Here is a 20049-nt window from a genome sequence, read left to right on the forward strand (position 1 = left end):
TTTGGTACTATTTATAAATGCGTTAAAATAGAAGTAAGAGTGAAAGTAGGTGAAACAAGTGGCAAAGTATAATGTGGAAAATGAACATGTAGAAATTCATATCGAGCGTTTATTAAAATATTCACCAGAACTCGTGTACAAAGCGTGGACGGATGCTGATTTATTAAAACAATGGTTTATGACGTCGCAACGTACCAACCAAACCTTTGATGTCGATATGCATGAAGGTGGTGTTTACCGTATTGTTGATTCACGTAATGGTAAACAAAATGTCATCCAAGGGACTTATGAAGAATTAGTTGATAATGAGTACATCAAGATGACGATTGGTATGCCAGAATTGAGCAACCATGAAGATGTGATAGAAGTTGAGTTTGAAGAGCGTGAGACTGGTGGCACACAAATGTTTTTCTTTTATCAATCATTAGTTGAAAGAGAACGACGCTTAACAACATTAGAATATAAACAAAAGAAAAAAGAATATCATGACTCTACAGTGCATGGCTTAGAATTAATGTTTGATAAGATGCACCAAGTATTAGAACAATATGTAGAAGATAATGATTTATTAAAATAATGTATTAAATAAGGAGCGAGAACAGAAATCTAATGTATTAGGTCTCTGTTTCGCTCCTTTTTTTAAACTTAGTATTGATGGCTCGCTTTCTTAGGGGGGAGCGGCGACAGAAATCTAATGAAATTTCGAAGATTTCGTAGTCCCGCCCCGGCAAGGTTGACTAGAAATGAAGAAAGTACAGATTGGACGCATCTTCATTTCAGACAACTACTGCCAAGTCGAGCCACGGTCTCGACGCTCATCCTATTCCCTCAGGAGTCTCGCCTACAATACTACGTTGCTTTTCTTTTATAATTTAAAAAAAGCATGAGAAGAAGTCACTTAATTAAAATATATTATTTAGTATAGTTCGCCTTTTTCTTTGCGTTCATTATATTTTCTTAATAATGTTTCAAAGAAGATATGGTAATTAATGAAACTTGAATAATCTGTGCCGTCGTAGAGATAGAAGGTGTTACTTGAGACATAAATATTATAGTTTGCTTTTTGCGCTAATGTATTATCTTTCATAGTCGTGACAGAAATAAAGTACTTTTGACGTAATTGCAATATATTGGTTACTTCTGTAAGTTGATACGTTTCACCTGATAATGAAATGATAAAGAATAAATCTTCGTCTACTGAGCGATTAAGTACCATTTTAAGTTCATGAACATCGTGTAACACAATAATATTTTTATGCATCGTTAGTAAAATACGTTGTGCTTCTTCAGCTACATTTTTCTGAGCGCGTCCAGTACCATATAAATATACAGTGGAAGCATTATTAATTTTATCTGTGACTAAGTTATAATCAATGCGGTCTAAATATGTGAATGTTGTTTCTATTTCTTGTTTAAAAGCATCCATAGAGTCAGTAGAAAGTTGACTTAGATTTTCACTTTCAAATTTGAGATACGATTTGAAATCACTATATCCATCAAAGCCAAGCTTACGAGTGAAACGATGAATTGTAGCATTTGATGCGTGAGTATAAGCTGAAAGTTCGTGTATTTTTAAAGTCTTACATTTATTGACATTCGTATTAACAAAATGAGCAATTTGTAGATCGTTGTCGTTTAATTTATTAAAGTTGGCATTTACTCGTTCATCTAATAACACAAAAACACCTCATATTTTTTCTTGAAAAAATTTTCACATATAGAAAACATAAACTGATTATACAAAAAAATTTCAAAATCAGTCAATGGCGTTGTATATATGAAAGCGTTTACTATAATAAGTATAAAGAGATAAACGATTATTAATTTATACATTAATCATTGTTAAATAATATAGAAAAAAGAATATGGGGGTACATATATGAACGCAATTAAACGGTTTGGGAGTGCGATGATCGTTCCTGTATTAATGTTTGCATTCTTCGGGATTGTATTGGGATTTGCGACATTATTTAAAAATCCAACGATTATGGGTGGATTAGCAGATGACCATACATTTTGGTTTAAGTTCTGGTCAGTGATTGAATCAGGCGGCTGGGTCATCTTTAATCATATGGAAATTGTCTTTGTGGTAGGATTACCATTATCTTTAGCTAAAAAAGCACCAGGACATGCTGCATTAGCTGCGTTAATGGGTTACTTAATGTTTAACACATTTATCAATGCTATCTTAACGCAATGGCCACATACGTTCGGCGCTAATTTAGAAAAAGGCGTTGAAAATGTTACAGGTTTAAAAGCCATTGCCGGTATTGAAACATTAGATACTAATATCTTAGGCGGTATCATTATTTCAGCTATAGTAACTTGGATACATAATAGATTTTACAGTAAGAAATTACCTGAAATGTTAGGTGTGTTCCAAGGGTTAACATTCGTAGTAACTATTTCATTCTTTGTAATGTTACCAATTGCTGCGATTACTTGTGTGGTATGGCCAACAATTCAAAATGGTATCGAATCAATGCAACACTTCATTATCGCTTCAGGTTATATTGGAGTTTGGTTATATCATTTCTTAGAACGTGTATTAATTCCAACAGGATTACATCACTTTATTTATGCGCCAATAGAAGTTGGACCAGTCGTAGCAAAAGACGGTCTGAAAGCAGAATGGTTCAAGCATTTAACTCAATTTGCTGAAAGTAGCAAACCATTAAAAGATCAATTCCATTATGGTTTCATGTTACAAGGTAATGGTAAAGTCTTCGGTGCAATCGGTATCGCTTTAGCGATGTATACGACCACGCCAAAAGCCAATCGTAAAAAAGTGGCAGCATTACTTGTACCAGCTACATTAACAGCAGTAGTTGTTGGTATTACGGAACCATTAGAATTTACGTTCCTATTTATTGCACCATACTTATTCGTTATTCATGCATTATTAGCAGCGACAATGGATACAATTATGTACGGTTTCGGTGTAGTAGGTAACATGGGCGGTGGCTTACTAGACTTTATCGCTACAAACTGGATTCCATTAGGTCAAAATCACTGGTTAACTTATGTAGCCCAAGTAGTGATTGGTTTAATCTTCTCTGGTATTTATTTTGTAGTATTTAGATATTTAATTTTAAAATTCGATATTCCTTTACCTGGACGTCGTGCTGAAGAAGAAGTGAAATTATTCTCTAAAAAAGATTACAAAGCGAAAAAAGGCGAAGATGGTGCGACAACTTCAGACTTTAAACCAAGTAATGAATATGAAGCGAAAGCACAGTATTACTTAGAAGGTTTAGGCGGCAAAGAGAATATTAAAGACGTTACAAACTGTACAACACGTTTACGTTTGACAGTTAATGACGAATCTAAAGTAGAAGACAGTGGCTACTTTACACATGAACAAATGTCTCATGGTTTAGTTAAAAGTGGTAAAAATGTTCAAGTAGTTGTAGGGATGACAGTACCTCAAGTACGTGAAGCATTTGAACATTTAGTTTACGATGAGAACGATAAAGCATAATAAAGAATACAATAGAATTTAGTAAATAAATTCCAAAATTAAAGGAGACGTAACAGTGAATTCAATCAGAACTCACTGTTACGTCTCCTTTTATATTAATATTATTATTTTATTCGGCTACTCACTTTTTATTACTCTTTATTAAGATATATTAGCTTTATGAATGACACGTGCTTTATATGATGCTGATAGGATATCAATATTACGACATGCGATTGTTTGTAGTAATTGTGTGAATATCTCAGGTGCACAGCACACACTTGCACAATTATTGTTTAATGTATATTTAATATCGTAATGGTTAGAGAAATATGTCATGATATCAATTACTTTATCTTTAATGAAAGCATCTTGGAGGCCATCAATCGCTAAATCAAAGCGCTTAGAAGATTGATATGATTGTTCTGTATCTAATAAAGTATTTAAATGTCTTGGAGAAAGAATTTGATAAATCGAGAATTGGTAAAAGCTTAGAAAGCTAATTAAGTATGGCAATTGTTGTTTAGGTAAGCTTACTTCTAAGACTGGAATATTATCGTGCTTTGTTATTGAATATTGAAATGAGTCGCAAAATTTAACGTCTTTGCAAACTTTGATTAATTGTTTTCGAGTAGATCTGGATTTTAAACCTACAATGTTTAAAATGTAAGTTTCAAATTTGTCTAACAACATGCAATGACCTCCTATTTTTCTTAAACGTATCTACAGCATAAGCTATGTTGTCTTATAAAATCGTGCGCCGTTCTTTTATACACACTGATTGTATCACTCTTTTTTAATATTATCACTAGGACTTTTGAACGAGCTTTAATTTAATTATTTTGTAATATAATCTTAACTAATTTTAAACTCAAGAATTGAATATATATTAATTATTTTAAAATTTCAGAAAAGTTTATTGATAGTAGCTACAACCTGTGGTAATCTTTGGTCATTATTTCTTTTAAAAGGGGGTGGAGAAAATGTTAAATAAGCTCAGTCAATTTGCAACAAGTACATTTCTATTATGGATGTTGGTGGCAGCTATTATCGGATTCATATTTCCTAGTCAGCTTGCATCACTTGGGACAGCCGTGCCATGGTTACTCGGTATTGTCATGTTAGGGATGGGTATGACAATTAACCCTCGTGATTTTAAAGCCATATTTCAAACACCTAAGCCTGTCATCATCGGCGTAATTTTGCAGTTTACGATTATGCCTACGTTAGCCTACCTTATTGCAAAACTATTCCAATTACCCCCTGAATTAGCTATAGGCGTCATCTTAGTAGGATGTTGCCCGGGTGGTACCTCTAGTAATGTAATGAGCTATCTTGCTAAAGCTAATGTAGCATTATCGGTGGCTATTACAAGTGTTTCAACATTATTAGCGCCTTTTGTTACACCGGCTTTAATTTATGTCTTTGCACATGAATGGTTAAATGTTTCATTTATGAGTATGTTATGGTCAGTGGTCCAAGTTATTTTAATCCCTATTGCCTTAGGGTTTGTGTTACAACTGTTCTCTAAACGTATGACTAATAAAGTGTCAGAAGCATTGCCGATTATTTCAGTTGTAGCAATTTCATTAATTTTAGCAGCCGTAGTTGGCGGTAACAAAGATCAAATACTACAAACCGGGGCACTTGTTTGTTTAGTTGTCGTACTCCATAACGTCTTAGGTTATGTCCTTGGCTATACCTTAGCGAAACTTCTAAAACTCAATTATCGTGACAAGAAAGCTGTCGCAATTGAAGTAGGTATGCAGAATTCAGGCCTTGCCGTATCTCTTGCTACAGTGCATTTCAGTCCTTTAGCAGCTGTCCCAGGAGCAATATTTAGCTTCGTCCATAATATTTCCGGTCCGATCTTAGCTAAGTATTGGTCTAAACGCTGATGTTTGAAAATGCTCATGAAAAGCATTAATAACATATGTTAAACTTAATTGTAATTGTAATTGTAATTGTAATTGTAGAAATTAAAGGAGTAAGCATATGTATAAAGCAGTTGTATTTGATTTCGATGGCACGATTATAGATACAGAAAAACACTTATTTGAAATCATTAATAAACATTTAACGCATCATCAATTAGCACCTATTTCTTTAGAATTTTATCGTAGCCACATTGGTGGACATGCCCGTGGTTTACATGATTATCTTGAAGAAGTACTTGGCCTTGAAAATAAACAAAATATATATGATGAACATAATGATACAAGTCATGAATTAGATATTATTGATACAGTCTATGCACTGATGAAATATCTAAAACAGCATCATATTCCAATGGCAATAGCCACAAGTAGTTATCGAGAAGAAATCCTACCTACATTTAACGCATTAGGATTAGATGAGTTTATAGATGTGATAGTAGGGCGAGAAGACGTAGAAGCGGTTAAGCCTAATCCAGAATTATATTTAACTGCGGTACAACGTTTAAATTATTCTCCAGCACATTGTTTAGCTATTGAAGATTCTGTTAATGGGGCGACAGCAGCAATGAATGCTGGGTTAGACGTCATTGTTAATACGAATGAAATGACTGTAGAACAAGACTTTTCAAATATTTCTTATATTGGTAGAGATATGAGTTTTAACGAGATTGTTACACGTTTTTTTGAAAAGGATAAGGAGTAGTATAGATGTCTTGGCAAATTATTATATTCTTTCTAGCCGGGCCCATTATTATAGGTATTGGTAATTTAGTACTCGGACCTATTTTTAAAAAGCACATTCCCTTTAGAGTTCAAGTACGCTCATTCATAGTTGGAACCATTATTTATTTAATTCTAGCAATGATAGGATACTTCCTACTCTTACAAGGAAAAATTTAAAATATAAAATCTTAAAAAATAGAACATTGAATTAAAAAAGGCGTAGAGGTGATTCAATCATGAATCACCTCTACGCTATTATATTGAGAATTAAGTCCCAACTTTTTTCTATATAATTATTTTTAAAATCACTGTTACGACTAATAATACGATAAGAATCAAATCGATACCAACCATGACGGTATATCGAGTAGCCTTTTGGCCTTGCGCTTTATTTTGTTTCATAGCGCTATAGTTTGGAATTAAACTTAGAAATAATAAAACGATAATTAAAATAATCCCAATAGTAATGGTCATTATTTAGTACCTCCATTTCGCTTTTCCATCCATTCCCAAATAAAACCAGCAATTATACCTACGATTAGACCAATAATTAAACCAATTTTCACAGTGAAAAATATTCCACCAATAATTAAGAAGATAACTAAAGCGATGGGCAACGTAATACCGAATTTAAGTTTACGTTCATCAGAATTAAATATTGAAAATACCACTATATAAAGTATAAAAAAAGCAATAGTAGCTATTAATGATCTAATTAATAACGGGTCAATAGTATCATGATGTGCACTAAAATAATTTAATAGGAAAAATAGTACTCCAAAAATAAGTGATATTTTAGCGCTCTTTTTTACTAACTTCTGCATTTAAATATGCTCCCTTAAATAATCTATCAAAAGTATATCATATTCTAGTTTCTACTTTGACTTACATACACAAGACAACATTAAAATAAAGCGACTGATATTTCAAAATTGAAGAAGAAAAATTGAAAAACGTAAAATTTATTCAAAAAAATTTATTTAGATATTTTGGTACTTTAGCATGCTAAAATGTTGTAAAATCAACGTTTTTTAAAAACGCTAAAAATATAATTGCAACAGTATTGGAAGCGATTTCAAAAATTTGTAAAAATTATGTTTTAATTTTGTCAAATTATAGTATAATATCCTCAATAAGGTAAGGGAACTTTTAGGGGAAAGCAAGAGATTGGGAATTGTTTGGGATTTGAATGCCAACGAACGATTAGTAAATGTTTTTTGAAAATTGTGTCGATTCGGACGTAGCTATCAAAATAAAAACAAGTCGTATCCTAGCTCTTAAAGACGAAAGTATTCATGCCTTAGATTTAATAGAGATGGGGTTATTTAAATGGATAACAATGAATTACATAGGGGGCTAAGTGCTCGTCAAATTAGAATGATAGCACTTGGTGGTACTATCGGTGTTGGTTTATTTATGGGAGCGACTAGTACAATTAAGTGGACAGGTCCTTCAGTTATTTTTGCGTATTTAATCGCAGGTATCTTTTTATTCTTAATCATGCGAGCAATGGGAGAAATGGTTTATTTAAATCCAACTACTGGATCATTTGCCACATTTGCAAGTGACTACATACATCCTGCTGCTGGTTATATGACGGCTTGGAGTAATATCTTCCAGTGGATTGTCGTAGGTATGAGTGAAGTTATAGCCGTTGGTGAATATATGAACTATTGGTTCCCTAATTTACCACAATGGATTCCAGGTGTCGTTGCTGTATTACTACTATTAGCTGCGAACTTAGCTTCAGTTAAAGCATTTGGTGAATTTGAATTTTGGTTTGCAATGATTAAAGTCGTAACAATTCTATTAATGATTGTTGCAGGTTTAGGATTAATCTTCTTTGGTATAGGTAACGGAGGACATGCGATTGGGATTTCAAATCTATGGTCTCACGGGGGCTTTATGCCAAACGGCTTCCTAGGTTTCTTCTTCGCTCTATCAATCGTCATTGGTTCATATCAAGGGGTTGAACTGATTGGTATTACAGCTGGGGAAACTAAAGATCCACAAAAGAATATTAAAAGCGCTGTTAATGGGGTTATTTGGCGTATATTAATTTTCTATATTGGTGCGATTTTCGTAATTGTATCTATCTATCCTTGGAATCAATTAGGAGATATTGGTAGTCCGTTCGTAGCAACATTTGCTAAAATCGGTATCACATTCGCAGCAGGTTTAATCAACTTTGTAGTATTAACAGCTGCATTATCAGGTTGTAACTCAGGTATCTTTAGTGCAAGTCGTATGATTTATACACTAGCTCAAAAAGGACAATTACCTAAAATCTTTACACGCGTTATGAAAAACGGTGTACCATTCTATCCAGTATTAGCGATTTCACTAGGTATCTTACTTGGCGCATTATTAAATGTTATTCTTCCTTTATTCGTTAAAGGCGCAGACAGTATCTTTGTTTATGTATATAGTGCATCAATCTTACCAGGTATGATTCCATGGTTTATGATTTTAATTAGTCACATTCGCTTTAGAAAATTACATCCTGAAAAAGTAGAAGGCCACCCATTCAAAATGCCTGGCGGAACAGTTGCTAGTGCGATTACAATTTTATTCCTATTAGTTGTACTTGTGGGTATGCTATTTAATAAAGAAACAGTCGTATCAGTTTTAATCGGTATTGTTTTCTTAACAGGCGTAACAGTTTATTACTTCGTTCGTGGACATCATAAAAGAGATGGATCACGCAAAGTAAAACAATAATTAAATCAACATTAAACAACACATAAAAAACGGTGGTGAATTTGATTTCACCGCCGTTTTTCTATAGTGATTAATGTTTTGAATAATGATTCAATGTTTAAATTCAATATGAGATAGGTATTTATGATAATTATCTAATGCCATCTTTGATTGTGTAATAAAGTCTAAAGATGACTGATAATTAAGTGCTATATAACGATAAAACAAGAGGTCGATCGTAAACATTTGAGCGAACAGAGACGTAGTTGTTCCCATACGCAATTCGTTTTCATCGGAATGTCCATAAGTCAAAACGATGTCTGAATGCTTGGCAACATGATTACTCTCAGAACTCGTAATCGTAATAATAGGGATGTTGTAGTTCGACACAACTTTAACTAAGGCATGTAATTCGCTTTGTTCTCCATTATTTGTAATTAAGACGACACAATCATCCTTATTATATGTCGATAACATAGTAGTAAATAAGTGAGTCTCTTGTATTAATTGTATATTTAGACCTATTCTTGAAAGTTTTTGATATAAATCAGTGGCACAGACAAACGACGTGCCATATCCGAATACAAATATTTTATTTGCCGATTTAAATCTCTTACATATATTGTCGATTGTCGTGTTATCTGTAAACGTTGAACTTCTTTGTAACGCATCTTCAGCTTGAAGAAAAAGTTTCTTTTTTAATGTGTCAATCGGTTCATCACGGACTAGTTCAATATTGTAAGGCGACATTTGTTTAGGAAAGAGCTTCTTTAATTCTGTTCTAATCTCTTGAAAATTAGCGTTAATTAATTTTTGACTATACCGATTCATTGTGGAAACGCTAATGTTAAGTTCATCAGCAATTTCTTGATTCGACATTTGAATGAGCTTCTGAGGTGAATTTAAAATAAAGCGCGATAATTTTTGTTCATTCTTCGAAAAAGAAGGATATTCTTCATCAATGATATATAAAATGTTTGTCATTTAATCACCTAATTTGTCTAAGTTTCTCTATTATTTAACCCTATCGTGAAAATAGGCACGGGCAAAAATCCCTGTATAACTTAAATTTTATAATGCGCGTAGGTGTAATAGCTCACTAAATACTATATTTTACGTCGCATCATGATATAAATTAATAACATATTTAATACACCATTAATGTGTTATAAACTCCCCATATATACTGTATAAAACGATGATTTCAGTAAAGGTGAATACACTTCGAAGGTTTAGGTTAATGATAAAGAATTGAACAACTAATATAATTCTCCCAAATATATTAGTTTATCGTTATAGTCCTTTTAAATAGGTGCCAGTTAAGTTAAAAACTCTATTCAAACATATCTAAATGCTAAGGTTTATGCAATGGTATGTTTCTATGCATTAAGATGACCATAAAAGTAACCTTCTATATTACTGTAATCACCTATAATTATACCTGTTTAACCTTGCTATTACAATTTACCTATATAATTAATAAATTATATATAATGTTTTTTATAAGTCATTTTGAAGTTCTTTAATTTTAAGATAGGTATGATAAATACGTTGTTGTCGTTTATTTAAATCACAAAGTAATGTGCCTTGTTGAAAGTTGTGAAGCGGTTGTTCAGAAAGTTCTATAAGTAATTTATAGTACAGATGATTGGGAGAAGTAGAGGACAATTGACTAGGTGCAATTGAGTAAATTTCTTCATTTAATACAGGATTTAAAGCATAGTTTTTAACTTCTTCGTTATAGTGTTCAATTGCTTGTAGAAGAGATGATTCATCCATAAAGTAGTAATATTTAATCTTTTCAATGAGTGTGATGAAATGGATTAAATGTTGTTGATAGTCTATAAATTGATTGGACATGGTTGTTAATGAACTCCTTTTTCTAGAGAGAATGAGTGGAGAATAATAAGAGGAGATGATGAATAAATCATCCAATCGAGAGACCTTAGTCTTCGTTCTCGACTGGATTTAGAAATTGCGTGTAGTTATCAGTAGAGATGTCATATGTTTTGATCATCTTTTCAAATGAATAAGAAATATCGTAAATATCAAGTACTGGAAGTTCGCGTGTACGGCCTAAACCAATCTCATAAATGATAGCTAACCAAACGCTGTCACGGCATAATAGACCGATAAAAATAACGTTCTCGGCAATTGTTTTAGAGCCATCGTTAAAATCAATTAGCATGACATTTCTTTCGGCACTATAGATTAAAATGTCAGAGAAAAGGTGAGGTAAGGTAACTTGCTCAGTATCTTCGAATTTAATTAAATCAGTCATATGGGCTAAATATTTACGAATGCGAGTGTTTGGAATTTTAAAACATTGCTTGATGATTGATTGAATTTCATTGGTATAAGGCAAAGTCGAATACGATTGACTTTCTTTTAAGGTTAAAAATAAGGCGATGAGTTGTTGTTCATCTAGCTTAAGTTGGATTTTATCTTCAGTTTCTTGAATTTGATAGCCACCAAGTTTGCCTTTGTGCGCATAAATTTGGACGCCTTGAGCTTCTAAATCAGCGATATCACGTCCGATTGTACGCACAGAAACATTTAATTGCTTAGCTAATTCTGTTGCATTCATTTTATGACCTTGTTGTATAGATGAAATAATTTGATTCTGTCTCTCCAATTTATTCACGTTGTACACCACCTATGGACATTACATATTACAATAATTATAACATAAGACTGGCAATGAAGACATTTATTAAATAAAAGTAGAATTTATTGCTAAAAATTAAGTTTTTAATAGGAAAACGCTTACAATTTTAGTTATTTTGTGCTAGTATATTATTTGTAACAGGGGAGAACGAGTTCAAACAAAGGGGTAGAAGCTATATAACAGATAGCTTATTGTGAATCGTTCGATTTACATCGAAACATCTTCAATATTTATTACTTACTTTCCTTTCTATTTGTCGGCTAGCAGAAGACTAGCCGATTTTTTTGTGTTTAAAATGCATACGTAAAAATAATATGATGTTATTGAATCATTTTGTCATTATACGAACATCATTATTAATAAAATAATTTAATCCAACAGTAATTATTAGTATACTTGAATATAATAAACTGAGACATCAATTTGAGGTGATAAAATGCAACATAACCGACTTCAATATATAGATAGTCAAATTATAGAATGGCTAAAACAGTTAGATGACGTGCTTCCTCATTTAATAAAAGAAATGACCACAGACACGAAAGTGGATCGTTTTGACCTAGTTACAAATGTTGATAAGCAATTACAACATCAATTTGAAAGCTATTTGGCTGAGCATTTTCCAGGTCATCAATTGTTAGGCGAAGAAAAGAATAACGATAATATCGAACCTTATGACGGTCATTTATGGATTATGGATCCTATCGACGGGACGGCAAACTTAGTTAAACAACAAGAAGATTACTGTATTATATTAGCTTATTTTGAAAATGCTGAACCAAAACTCTCCTATATATATGATTATCCGCATGACAAATTGTATAAGGCAATAGCAGGTGAAGGCGCTTATGTAAATGGAGAACCTATGACTTCACCGTCACATTTATCTTTAAACGATGCTATTATTTCATTTGGAAGCCAATATATGAATGAACAGACAGTGAAAGAATTATACAATGCGGCTTTTGGCGTGCGAAACATTGGATCATGTGGTTTGGATTCAGTGAGAGTTATTAAAGGACAATTTGGCGCTCATATTAATACAAATCCTAAACCATGGGATATAGCGGCACAATTTCTCTTTGCTAAAGAGCTTAATCTAGTGATGACACAATTAGATGGACAACCGTTAGATTATGCGACAAGTGGACCATTTATTATTAGTAACCCAGGTTGTTATAACGATATGATAACTATTTTAAATCGTAATGGGGGGTATCACAAATAGGCGTCAACGGCTTCTATTTTATTTAAAGTTACTACTCGAGACGTATAGTAAAATGTTAATTTTAATATATAATTAAAACGATATATTTCATAAAATAGAATAGGAGTGGTGGGATGCGTAGATCTCATAGAAGAATGAGCCTGCCCGTTAAAGTTTTACTTTGGTTTATTGGTATTTTGGCTGCTTTTGCAATCGTAGTAGTTATCTTTGTTGTTGCGAGTATATATATTACAGGTGGAAAGATTCATAATCCCCTGAATCGCCAACATTCAGAATTACGTTCGAAAAACGTAGATTTAAAAAATGGTGATCCATTTACAATCGCATTGTTCGGAGTGGATTCAGATGCACAACGTAAAAGTGCAAATGATGGAGAACGTAGTGATACGGTCATGTTATTATCTATTAATCCTAACAAACAGACGACTGAAATCGTCAGCGTACCACGTGATACGCAAGCTGAAATTGTTGGTCGAGGGACTACAGAGAAGATTAACCATGCCTATGCTTATGGTGGACCTACAATGGCTGTTAAATCTTTGGAAAAGTTAATGAACGTACCTGTTGATCATTATGCAACGATAGACATGGACGGGTTGCATGATATGATTGATGCACTAGGTGGCATAGACGTAGTAAGCAATGACACATTTACAGCTCATGGCACACATTTCGTTAAAGGAACAAAGACACATGTGGATGGAGATACAGCAATGTATTTTATTCGCAGTCGTAAAGAAGAGGGTGCCGGTGGAGACTTTGGCCGTCAAGAGCGACAACAACTGATTTTACAAGTGATGGCGAACAAAATGACAAGCGCTTCAGCACTTGCCCATTTCCCATCTTTAATTGGTGAAGTTCAAAAAAATGTAACGACAGATTTAACTTTAAGTGATATGAATGCTATTCGCAGTAATTATAAAAATGCTAATTCTACAGTGAACCGTCATCAATTAGAAGGTCAAGGTGGCATACAAAGCGATGGCTTATGGTATTTCATCCCTAACGACTCTTCTAAACAACAAGCAACTGATGTTTTAAATAACAACTTAAATAATTAATAGCAATATATTTATCTTGCTAGGGCAGGACTATGAAATCTTTGAAATTATAGTAGATTTTAGTCGCTGCTCTTTTTTTATGATTTTTTTAATATCCTAAGCTATTTTTTGAGTTAGTTAGTTTATTTTAAATTCTGATATTATAGTACATATACATCTTTGTAACTTAGTTATTAATGCATAATTAAGGTACATTAGAAAGTGAATTTAATTTTCAGAAATAAAAAAAGTTTAAAACAATACTTTAAATATTGAAAATATTTATGAAAGTCTTAACAATAATAGTGATAAGTTATACAATGAATGTAATTCTATGTTCAATATATGTGGGTATTGATGTGGAATATTAACTTAGTCTAAAGATTTTACGGAAAATTTATATATATGGGGTGGAGAGTATGCAAGAACATTTAATCGTGACGCTTGACGGTACAGATTATCTTGTAGAACCGGGAACGAGTTTACTCGAGTTTATTAAATCTCGTGATACTTTCGTACCTTCAATTTGCTATAACGAATCGATGGGACCTATCCAAACATGTGATACATGTATGGTCGAAATTGACGGCAAAATTGAACGTGCGTGTAGTACTGTTGTAGATCGACCTATGACAGTAAATACTCAAAATAATGATGTTAAAACGAGTCAAAAAGAAGCATTAGATAGAATTCTAGAAAAACACATGTTGTATTGTACAGTATGTGACTATAATAACGGAGATTGTGAAATCCATAATGCTATGGACGCGTGGGGCTTAGAAGAACAATCTTATGAATATAAAACAAAACCATATGAAAAAGATTATGGTCCATTTTATCGTTATGACCCTGATCAATGTATCTTATGTGGTCGTTGCGTTGAAGCGTGTCAAGACATCGAAGTTAATGAAACGATTTCAATCGACTGGGATCGCGAACACCCTCGTGTTATCTGGGATAATGATGTTCCAATTAACGAGTCATCATGTGTATCATGTGGTCAATGTGCAACAGTTTGTCCATGTAACGCTATGATGGAAGTGAATATGGAAGGTAACGCAGGTTACATGACAGATACTGAACCAGGTTCATTAGCTGCTATGATTGATTTAACTAAAAAAGCAGAACCAGGCGATGGATTACTATTCGCAGTATCAGATTCAGAAGCAGAAATGCGTAAAGAAAGAATTAATAAAACAAAAACAGTATGTACATATTGCGGTGTAGGTTGCTCATTCGATGTATGGACAAAAGATAGAGAAGTTCTTAAAGTACAACCTTCACATGATTCACCAGCGAATAAAATCGCTACATGCGTAAAAGGTAAATTCTCTTGGGGTCATATCAATTCAGACCAACGTTTAACTAAACCATTAGTAAGAAAAGACGGAGAATTCCACGAAGTTGAATGGGAAGAAGCATTAAATGTTGTTGCTGATAATTTCACTCGTATTAAGAATGAATACGGTGGCGATCATTTAGCCTTTATCGCTTCATCCAAAGGTACAAATGAAGAATCTTACTTAATGCAAAAACTTTCACGTCAAGTCTTTGGATCAAACAACGTAGATAACTGTTCAAGATATTGCCAAGCACCAGCTACTAAAGGATTATTCAGAACAGTAGGTCACGGCGGTGACTCAGGTTCAATCGAAGATCTTGAAAAAGCAGCAATGACGGTATTAATTGGAACAAATACTGCTGAAGCACATCCAGTTATCGCTTCTCGCATGAAACGTGCTCAAAAATTATTTGGCCAAAAAATGCATGTCTTTGATATAAGAAAACATGAAATGGCAGAACGTGCGGACGCTTTCTACCAACCTAAACCAGGTACAGATTTAGTTTGGTTAGGCGCAGCCACTAAATATATTATCGATAATGATTTACACGATAAAGCATTCTTAAGTGAATGGGTAGATAACTATGAAGAATACTACAAATCATTAGATTTATTTACAATGGATTTCGCAGAAGAAGCAACAGGCATTCCTAAAGAACAAATTATTAGCTTTGCTGAAGAAGCGGCTAAAGCAGAATCAATGTCAATCTGTTGGGCTATGGGTGTTACACAACAAGATATTGGTAGTGATACAAGTACAGCAATTTCAAACCTATTACTTGTAACTGGTAACTACAGAAAACCAGGCTCAGGCGCATATCCATTACGTGGTCATAACAACGTTCAAGGTGCCAGCGACATGGGTAGTATGCCAGACCAATTCCCTGGCTATCAAAAAGTTGCAGATGATGAAATTAGAGCTAAATTTGAAAAAGAATACGGTGTGGAATTAAATCCAACACCAGGACGAGACAATCACCAAATGATGGAAGGTATCCATAACGGAGATATTCAATCATTATACTTATACGGTGAAGATACTGGTATCGTAGATTCAAACATCAATTTCGTTCAATCCGCATTAGAAAAAGTAGACTTCTTAGTAGTACAAGATGAATTCTTAACGTTTACTGCAACATACGCTGACGTTGTATTACCAGCTAGTCCATCACTTGAAAAAGATGGTACATTCACTAATACTGAACGTCGTATTCAACGTATTAATAAAGCGTTACAACCATTAGGCGAATCTAAACCAGACTGGGAAATCTTCCAATTAATAGCACAGCGCATGGGTGTAGATTGGAATTATAGTCATCCAGGCGAAATCATGGATGAGATTGCACGCTTAACACCATCTTATTCTGGTGTAAGTTACGACCGTTTAGAAGGATTCAATAGTTTACAATGGCCTGTAGCTCCAGATGGTACAGATCAACCAACATTATATTTAGACGGTTTCAATTTTGAAAATGGACGTGCCAAATTATTCCCATTAACATTTGATAACTTCTTTAAAGAAGATGAAGTTTACGATTTACATGTTAATAACGGACGATTACTTGAACACTTCCACGAAGGTAATATGACATATCAAACTGAAATGATTAAATATAAAATGCCAAATGCATTCGTTGAAATCTCACCAGAACTTGCAAAAGAAAGAGATATTCACGAAGGTGCGGAAACACGCTTAATTTCTGAAACTGGAGAAGCAACATTGATTGCTACGGTAACAGATCGCGTTAAAGGTAAAGAAATTTATATTCCATTAAATAATGACGCTATGTCAAATGGTGATTTAGGTGCTATCAACAAACTAACAAATAGTGATGTCGATAAATATACTGATACACCATCATATAAACGTACAAGTTGTCGTATGGAAGTACTAACTAGAAAAGGTAAATCACCATTAAACCCTACAAACTTCCGTGTTGATAAAGAACGTAATCCTCAATATAGTGTCCAAGTACAGAAAAAATGGGAGCGTCAAGACTATGTCTTCCCTGGAAATGTGGTGGATAAATAATGGCTGAAAGAATAACAAAGATTAAACGTTTAGAAAAGTCAGAAGAACAAATCAAACTTGAAAGTTTAAACGAAGTCACTGATGCGATTGCTGAAAATAAAGATAGTATTTTAAAAGCCATCCGTATCGTTAAAGCCTTAGACGATGCCAAAATTCTTGATTTAATGAATGGCGGTATTAGAGGCCGTCAAGTCATTGTAAATAAATTTATGACTGAATTAAATAAAGATTTATATGCAGGTTTAATTACTAACTTGGCACCTATGGTCTTTATGTTAGGCGAATTAAATGTTCAAGAATTAAGTCAATTCTTAAATAAATTGAATAAAGGTTTACATGTTGCTAACCAAGCTAGCCCTAACGCTAAAACAAGTGTGCGTAGTTTAATGGGCGTGCTTAAAGATGACGATATGAACCGTAGTTTAACTTACATGTTGAATTTACTAAAAGGTATGTCTCGAGGCGAAGACTAGGCTCTAACAATTTAAAGAATCTCTATTGAGAAATGCATGGTTTCATGTAGTTCTTGATAGAGATTTTTCTTTGAAATTTGATTATAATTTAACAGTACTTTCATATTGAATTATGGTAAGGTGTACTATATATTAAATTTTAAAAATGAGGGGTGAGGACCTATTCATCCAAATATAATTAAATTAATGGCTATCGTTTCTAACGTATTTATCGTATTAGGGATTATCTTCTTAATTATGATGCAATTAATGTTAGCTATTTCGATGTTTGCTGTTTCTCTAGCAATTAGTCTAGTGATTTTTAACGTTTTATTCCGTGACCGTACAGGAATGAAGATAATTATCAATCTATCGTTTGCGATTGTCGTTATCGTTATCATTATTACATATTTCTTTTTAACTTAATTAGGCACACAAAGGATTGTAGCGCACATGAAAAAGAAGTTTAATTTACGTTTATCTATAACTATACTTATTCTTTTATTGGGTATACTCATTGTCTTGTTAGTTATCAATCAAACTAATATTCTACGTGAAGATCGGCAGTTTACTTTTCAAGAAGCAGTTCAAAAGCAAACACAACCCAGTGTATTAAATACGATTGATAAGAATGGGAAGTTTGTCGATGCACAAGAGAGTGAAGTTGAACAAGCAATGAAGATTACTCATAAAGATAATACATTAAAGTACATGGATATTTCTCAAAAAGTACCAATGTCTAAAAGTGAAGTTAAAACTATGCTAAAAGGACAGGGAATTCTTGAAGACCAAGCGAATGCTTTTATCAAAGCTCAAGACAAATATGATGTGAATATTATTTATTTAATTAGTCATGCACGTGTAGAAACTGCAAATGGAGATTCAGAACTTGCCAAGGGTATTAAAGATGATGGGAAACGTTATTATAATTTCTTTGGTGTAGGTGCTTTTGACGAGAATGCAGTACATACAGGTAAAAGTTACGCTAAAGAACAAGCATGGACATCGCCTTATAAAGCTATTCTAGGCGGGGCAAAGTTTGTGCGTACACAGTATTTCGATAATGAGCAAATAACACTGTATCAAATGCGTTGGAATCCTCAACAACCTGGGGAACATCAGTATGCAAGTGACGTGGCTTGGGCTGATAATGTAGCCCATTATATGAAAGCATACTATGAACATTTTGGTATCAAGAAAGATCATGTACGTAAAAATTATTATGCTTCTTAAAGACGGGACATCGGCTACAATGACTTAAACGTGTTTAATACCTAAGTTAAAATATCAATAATATATAAGAATTTGAATTTTGAGGTGTAAATAAATGAAGATTGCAATAATAGGTGCTGGCATCGGTGGGTTAACTACTGGAGCACTTTTACAAGAACAGGGGCATGAGGTAACGATATTTGAAAAGAAATCAAATATTAGTGAAGTTAGCGCCGGTATTGGTATCGGTGATAATGTGCTCAAAAAGTTAGGCACACATGATTTGGCTAAAGGTATTAAAAATGCTGGTCAAAATTTATCAGCAATGAACGTGTTTGATACGAAAGGACGCATGTTAACTGCTGCTAAATTAAAAGAAGGTACACTGAATGTGACATTAGCACGCCAAACATTGATTGAGTTAATCCACTCTTATGTTCAACCTAACAGTATTATGATAAATTATGAAGTAATGAAAGTGGATAATCATGAACAAGATGTGATGGTTCACTTTTCAAAACATGCGAGTCAGACATTCGATTTATGTATTGGGGCAGATGGAATCCATTCAACGATTAGACAAACGGTTAATCCTAGCGCCAAAGTGCTCTATCAGGGGTATACATGCTTCCGCGGTTTAGTAGAAGAAGCGGATTTGAAAAATCGTGAAACTGCAGATGAATATTGGGGCACGCGAGGACGTGTAGGCATCGTACCTTTAATTAATAATCAAGCTTATTGGTTTATTACAATTAATGCTGCTGAAAAGGACGCTAAATATTCAACATTTGAGAAACCTCATTTACAAGCATATTTTAATAATTATCCTAATGAAGTACGCCAAATTTTGGACAAACAAAGTGAAACGGGCATTCTTCAACATGATATGTACGATATGAAGCCGTTAAAAACATTTGTCTACGGTCGTACACTATTGCTAGGTGATGCAGCCCATGCGACTACGCCGAATATGGGACAAGGCGCAGGCCAAGCTATGGAAGATGCCATTGTATTAGCTAACTGTTTAGCGGAGTATGATGTTAATAAAGCACTAACACGTTATGATAAATTGAGAGTTAAACATACTGCAAAAGTTATTAAGCGTTCTAGAAAAATAGGCACAATTGCGCAAAAAGATAATAAGTTGACCGTTAGCCTACGTAATGGCTTAATGAAACGTATGCCTAAGCGTTTAGTTAGTGGTCAAACGAAGTTTTTATATAAAGCTAAAAGTAAATAAAGTGATAAAAGAAGG

At 33.5% G+C, this 20049-nt stretch carries 20 protein-coding genes; 13 read left to right on the forward strand and 7 right to left on the reverse strand.

The genetic code is table 11. From position 1 onward, the window contains the following. Window positions 1-58 precede the first annotated feature (58 nt). Window positions 59-577: an SRPBCC family protein gene (locus FH144_RS05540; protein ID WP_107506777.1), complete on the forward strand. Its 519-nt coding sequence runs from the start codon at window positions 59-61 to the stop codon at window positions 575-577. Between the two features lie 339 nt (window positions 578-916). Here the strand turns inward: FH144_RS05540 and FH144_RS05545 are convergent, their stop codons facing one another. Next, on the reverse strand, window positions 917-1678 hold the full coding sequence (locus FH144_RS05545) for a MurR/RpiR family transcriptional regulator (RefSeq protein ID WP_242314284.1): 762 nt from the start codon (window positions 1676-1678) through the stop codon (window positions 917-919). Window positions 1679-1879: 201 nt separating this feature from the next. Here FH144_RS05545 and FH144_RS05550 point away from each other — a divergent pair, with 201 nt between their 5' ends. Continuing rightward, a complete protein-coding gene (locus FH144_RS05550; protein WP_198612066.1) occupies window positions 1880-3481 on the forward strand; it encodes an alpha-glucoside-specific PTS transporter subunit IIBC in 1602 nt (533 codons plus the stop codon). Between the two features lie 141 nt (window positions 3482-3622). Here FH144_RS05550 and FH144_RS05555 read toward each other — a convergent pair whose 3' ends face one another. Then, complete coding sequence (locus tag FH144_RS05555) at window positions 3623-4153, reverse strand: hypothetical protein (protein WP_107506681.1); 531 nt, start codon at window positions 4151-4153, stop codon at window positions 3623-3625. A gap of 290 nt (window positions 4154-4443) precedes the next feature. Between FH144_RS05555 and FH144_RS05560 the strand changes: the two genes are divergently transcribed. The 3 genes from FH144_RS05560 to FH144_RS05570 all read left to right on the forward strand — a co-directional run bounded on the left by FH144_RS05560 (window position 4444) and on the right by FH144_RS05570 (window position 6297). After that, window positions 4444-5358 (forward strand): bile acid:sodium symporter family protein, encoded by a 915-nt coding sequence (locus tag FH144_RS05560; protein WP_242314286.1) that lies wholly within the window; start codon window positions 4444-4446, stop codon window positions 5356-5358. Window positions 5359-5455: 97 nt separating this feature from the next. After that, complete coding sequence (locus FH144_RS05565; RefSeq protein WP_107506679.1) at window positions 5456-6100, forward strand: HAD family hydrolase; 645 nt, start codon at window positions 5456-5458, stop codon at window positions 6098-6100. 5 nt (window positions 6101-6105) lie between these two features. After that, window positions 6106-6297: a hypothetical protein gene (locus FH144_RS05570; RefSeq protein WP_198612069.1), complete on the forward strand. Its 192-nt coding sequence runs from the start codon at window positions 6106-6108 to the stop codon at window positions 6295-6297. A gap of 108 nt (window positions 6298-6405) precedes the next feature. Here FH144_RS05570 and FH144_RS05575 read toward each other — a convergent pair whose 3' ends face one another. After that, on the reverse strand, window positions 6406-6594 hold the full coding sequence (locus tag FH144_RS05575; RefSeq protein ID WP_103165735.1) for a hypothetical protein: 189 nt from the start codon (window positions 6592-6594) through the stop codon (window positions 6406-6408). Further along, entirely contained in the window at window positions 6594-6944 is a 351-nt protein-coding gene (locus tag FH144_RS05580) for a hypothetical protein (protein WP_242314288.1), read from the reverse strand. The genes FH144_RS05575 and FH144_RS05580 overlap by 1 nt, the downstream gene beginning before the upstream one ends. 505 nt (window positions 6945-7449) lie before the next feature. Here FH144_RS05580 and FH144_RS05585 point away from each other — a divergent pair. Continuing rightward, window positions 7450-8841, forward strand: coding sequence for an amino acid permease (locus tag FH144_RS05585; RefSeq protein ID WP_198612071.1), 1392 nt, complete (start codon window positions 7450-7452; stop codon window positions 8839-8841). 90 nt (window positions 8842-8931) lie between these two features. Here FH144_RS05585 and FH144_RS05590 read toward each other — a convergent pair whose 3' ends face one another. From FH144_RS05590 to FH144_RS05600, 3 genes are all read right to left on the reverse strand, one after another. Further along, window positions 8932-9804, reverse strand: a complete 873-nt coding sequence (locus FH144_RS05590) for a MurR/RpiR family transcriptional regulator (protein WP_242314290.1) — start codon at window positions 9802-9804, stop codon at window positions 8932-8934. Between the two features lie 516 nt (window positions 9805-10320). Further along, the gene (locus tag FH144_RS05595; protein WP_198612073.1) at window positions 10321-10680 is read right to left on the reverse strand and encodes a hypothetical protein; all 360 of its coding nucleotides are present in this window, start codon (window positions 10678-10680) and stop codon (window positions 10321-10323) included. Between the two features lie 85 nt (window positions 10681-10765). Further along, window positions 10766-11464 carry a helix-turn-helix transcriptional regulator gene (locus tag FH144_RS05600; protein WP_242314292.1) on the reverse strand — a complete coding sequence of 233 codons (699 nt, stop codon included), beginning with the start codon at window positions 11462-11464 and terminating at the stop codon, window positions 10766-10768. A gap of 460 nt (window positions 11465-11924) precedes the next feature. Here FH144_RS05600 and FH144_RS05605 point away from each other — a divergent pair, with 460 nt between their 5' ends. From FH144_RS05605 to FH144_RS05635, 7 genes are all read left to right on the forward strand, one after another. Continuing rightward, window positions 11925-12716: an inositol monophosphatase family protein gene (locus FH144_RS05605; RefSeq protein WP_242314294.1), complete on the forward strand. Its 792-nt coding sequence runs from the start codon at window positions 11925-11927 to the stop codon at window positions 12714-12716. Between the two features lie 113 nt (window positions 12717-12829). Continuing rightward, a complete protein-coding gene (locus FH144_RS05610; RefSeq protein ID WP_242314295.1) occupies window positions 12830-13777 on the forward strand; it encodes an LCP family glycopolymer transferase in 948 nt (315 codons plus the stop codon). Window positions 13778-14175: 398 nt separating this feature from the next. Continuing rightward, the gene (fdhF, locus tag FH144_RS05615; RefSeq protein WP_242314297.1) at window positions 14176-17130 is read left to right on the forward strand and encodes a formate dehydrogenase subunit alpha; all 2955 of its coding nucleotides are present in this window, start codon (window positions 14176-14178) and stop codon (window positions 17128-17130) included. Continuing rightward, window positions 17130-17603 (forward strand): helical membrane plugin domain-containing protein, encoded by a 474-nt coding sequence (locus FH144_RS05620; RefSeq protein ID WP_107506669.1) that lies wholly within the window; start codon window positions 17130-17132, stop codon window positions 17601-17603. The genes fdhF and FH144_RS05620 overlap by 1 nt, the downstream gene beginning before the upstream one ends. Before the next feature lie 186 nt (window positions 17604-17789). Continuing rightward, a complete protein-coding gene (locus FH144_RS05625; RefSeq protein ID WP_103165813.1) occupies window positions 17790-18008 on the forward strand; it encodes a hypothetical protein in 219 nt (72 codons plus the stop codon). Between the two features lie 27 nt (window positions 18009-18035). Then, window positions 18036-18815, forward strand: coding sequence for an N-acetylglucosaminidase (locus tag FH144_RS05630; protein ID WP_242314300.1), 780 nt, complete (start codon window positions 18036-18038; stop codon window positions 18813-18815). Between the two features lie 94 nt (window positions 18816-18909). Next, entirely contained in the window at window positions 18910-20034 is a 1125-nt protein-coding gene (locus FH144_RS05635) for an FAD-dependent monooxygenase (protein WP_242314302.1), read from the forward strand. Window positions 20035-20049 lie beyond the last annotated feature (15 nt).

The organism is Staphylococcus sp. acrmy, from assembly GCF_022690565.1.
In the GTDB taxonomy this organism is placed as follows: domain Bacteria; phylum Bacillota; class Bacilli; order Staphylococcales; family Staphylococcaceae; genus Staphylococcus; species Staphylococcus caledonicus.

Coding starts and splice junctions, on each gene's coding strand:
- FH144_RS05550 (WP_198612066.1), top strand. CDS start 1,880: ATGAACGCAATTAAACGGTTTGGGAGTGCGATGATCGTTCCTGTATTA.
- FH144_RS05555 (WP_107506681.1), bottom strand. CDS start 4,153: ATGTTGTTAGACAAATTTGAAACTTACATTTTAAACATTGTAGGTTTA.
- FH144_RS05560 (WP_242314286.1), top strand. CDS start 4,444: ATGTTAAATAAGCTCAGTCAATTTGCAACAAGTACATTTCTATTATGG.
- FH144_RS05565 (WP_107506679.1), top strand. CDS start 5,456: ATGTATAAAGCAGTTGTATTTGATTTCGATGGCACGATTATAGATACA.
- FH144_RS05570 (WP_198612069.1), top strand. CDS start 6,106: ATGTCTTGGCAAATTATTATATTCTTTCTAGCCGGGCCCATTATTATA.
- FH144_RS05575 (WP_103165735.1), bottom strand. CDS start 6,594: ATGACCATTACTATTGGGATTATTTTAATTATCGTTTTATTATTTCTA.
- FH144_RS05580 (WP_242314288.1), bottom strand. CDS start 6,944: ATGCAGAAGTTAGTAAAAAAGAGCGCTAAAATATCACTTATTTTTGGA.
- FH144_RS05585 (WP_198612071.1), top strand. CDS start 7,450: ATGGATAACAATGAATTACATAGGGGGCTAAGTGCTCGTCAAATTAGA.
- FH144_RS05590 (WP_242314290.1), bottom strand. CDS start 9,804: ATGACAAACATTTTATATATCATTGATGAAGAATATCCTTCTTTTTCG.
- FH144_RS05595 (WP_198612073.1), bottom strand. CDS start 10,680: ATGTCCAATCAATTTATAGACTATCAACAACATTTAATCCATTTCATC.
- FH144_RS05605 (WP_242314294.1), top strand. CDS start 11,925: ATGCAACATAACCGACTTCAATATATAGATAGTCAAATTATAGAATGG.
- FH144_RS05610 (WP_242314295.1), top strand. CDS start 12,830: ATGCGTAGATCTCATAGAAGAATGAGCCTGCCCGTTAAAGTTTTACTT.
- fdhF (WP_242314297.1), top strand. CDS start 14,176: ATGCAAGAACATTTAATCGTGACGCTTGACGGTACAGATTATCTTGTA.
- FH144_RS05620 (WP_107506669.1), top strand. CDS start 17,130: ATGGCTGAAAGAATAACAAAGATTAAACGTTTAGAAAAGTCAGAAGAA.
- FH144_RS05625 (WP_103165813.1), top strand. CDS start 17,790: ATGGCTATCGTTTCTAACGTATTTATCGTATTAGGGATTATCTTCTTA.
- FH144_RS05630 (WP_242314300.1), top strand. CDS start 18,036: ATGAAAAAGAAGTTTAATTTACGTTTATCTATAACTATACTTATTCTT.
- FH144_RS05635 (WP_242314302.1), top strand. CDS start 18,910: ATGAAGATTGCAATAATAGGTGCTGGCATCGGTGGGTTAACTACTGGA.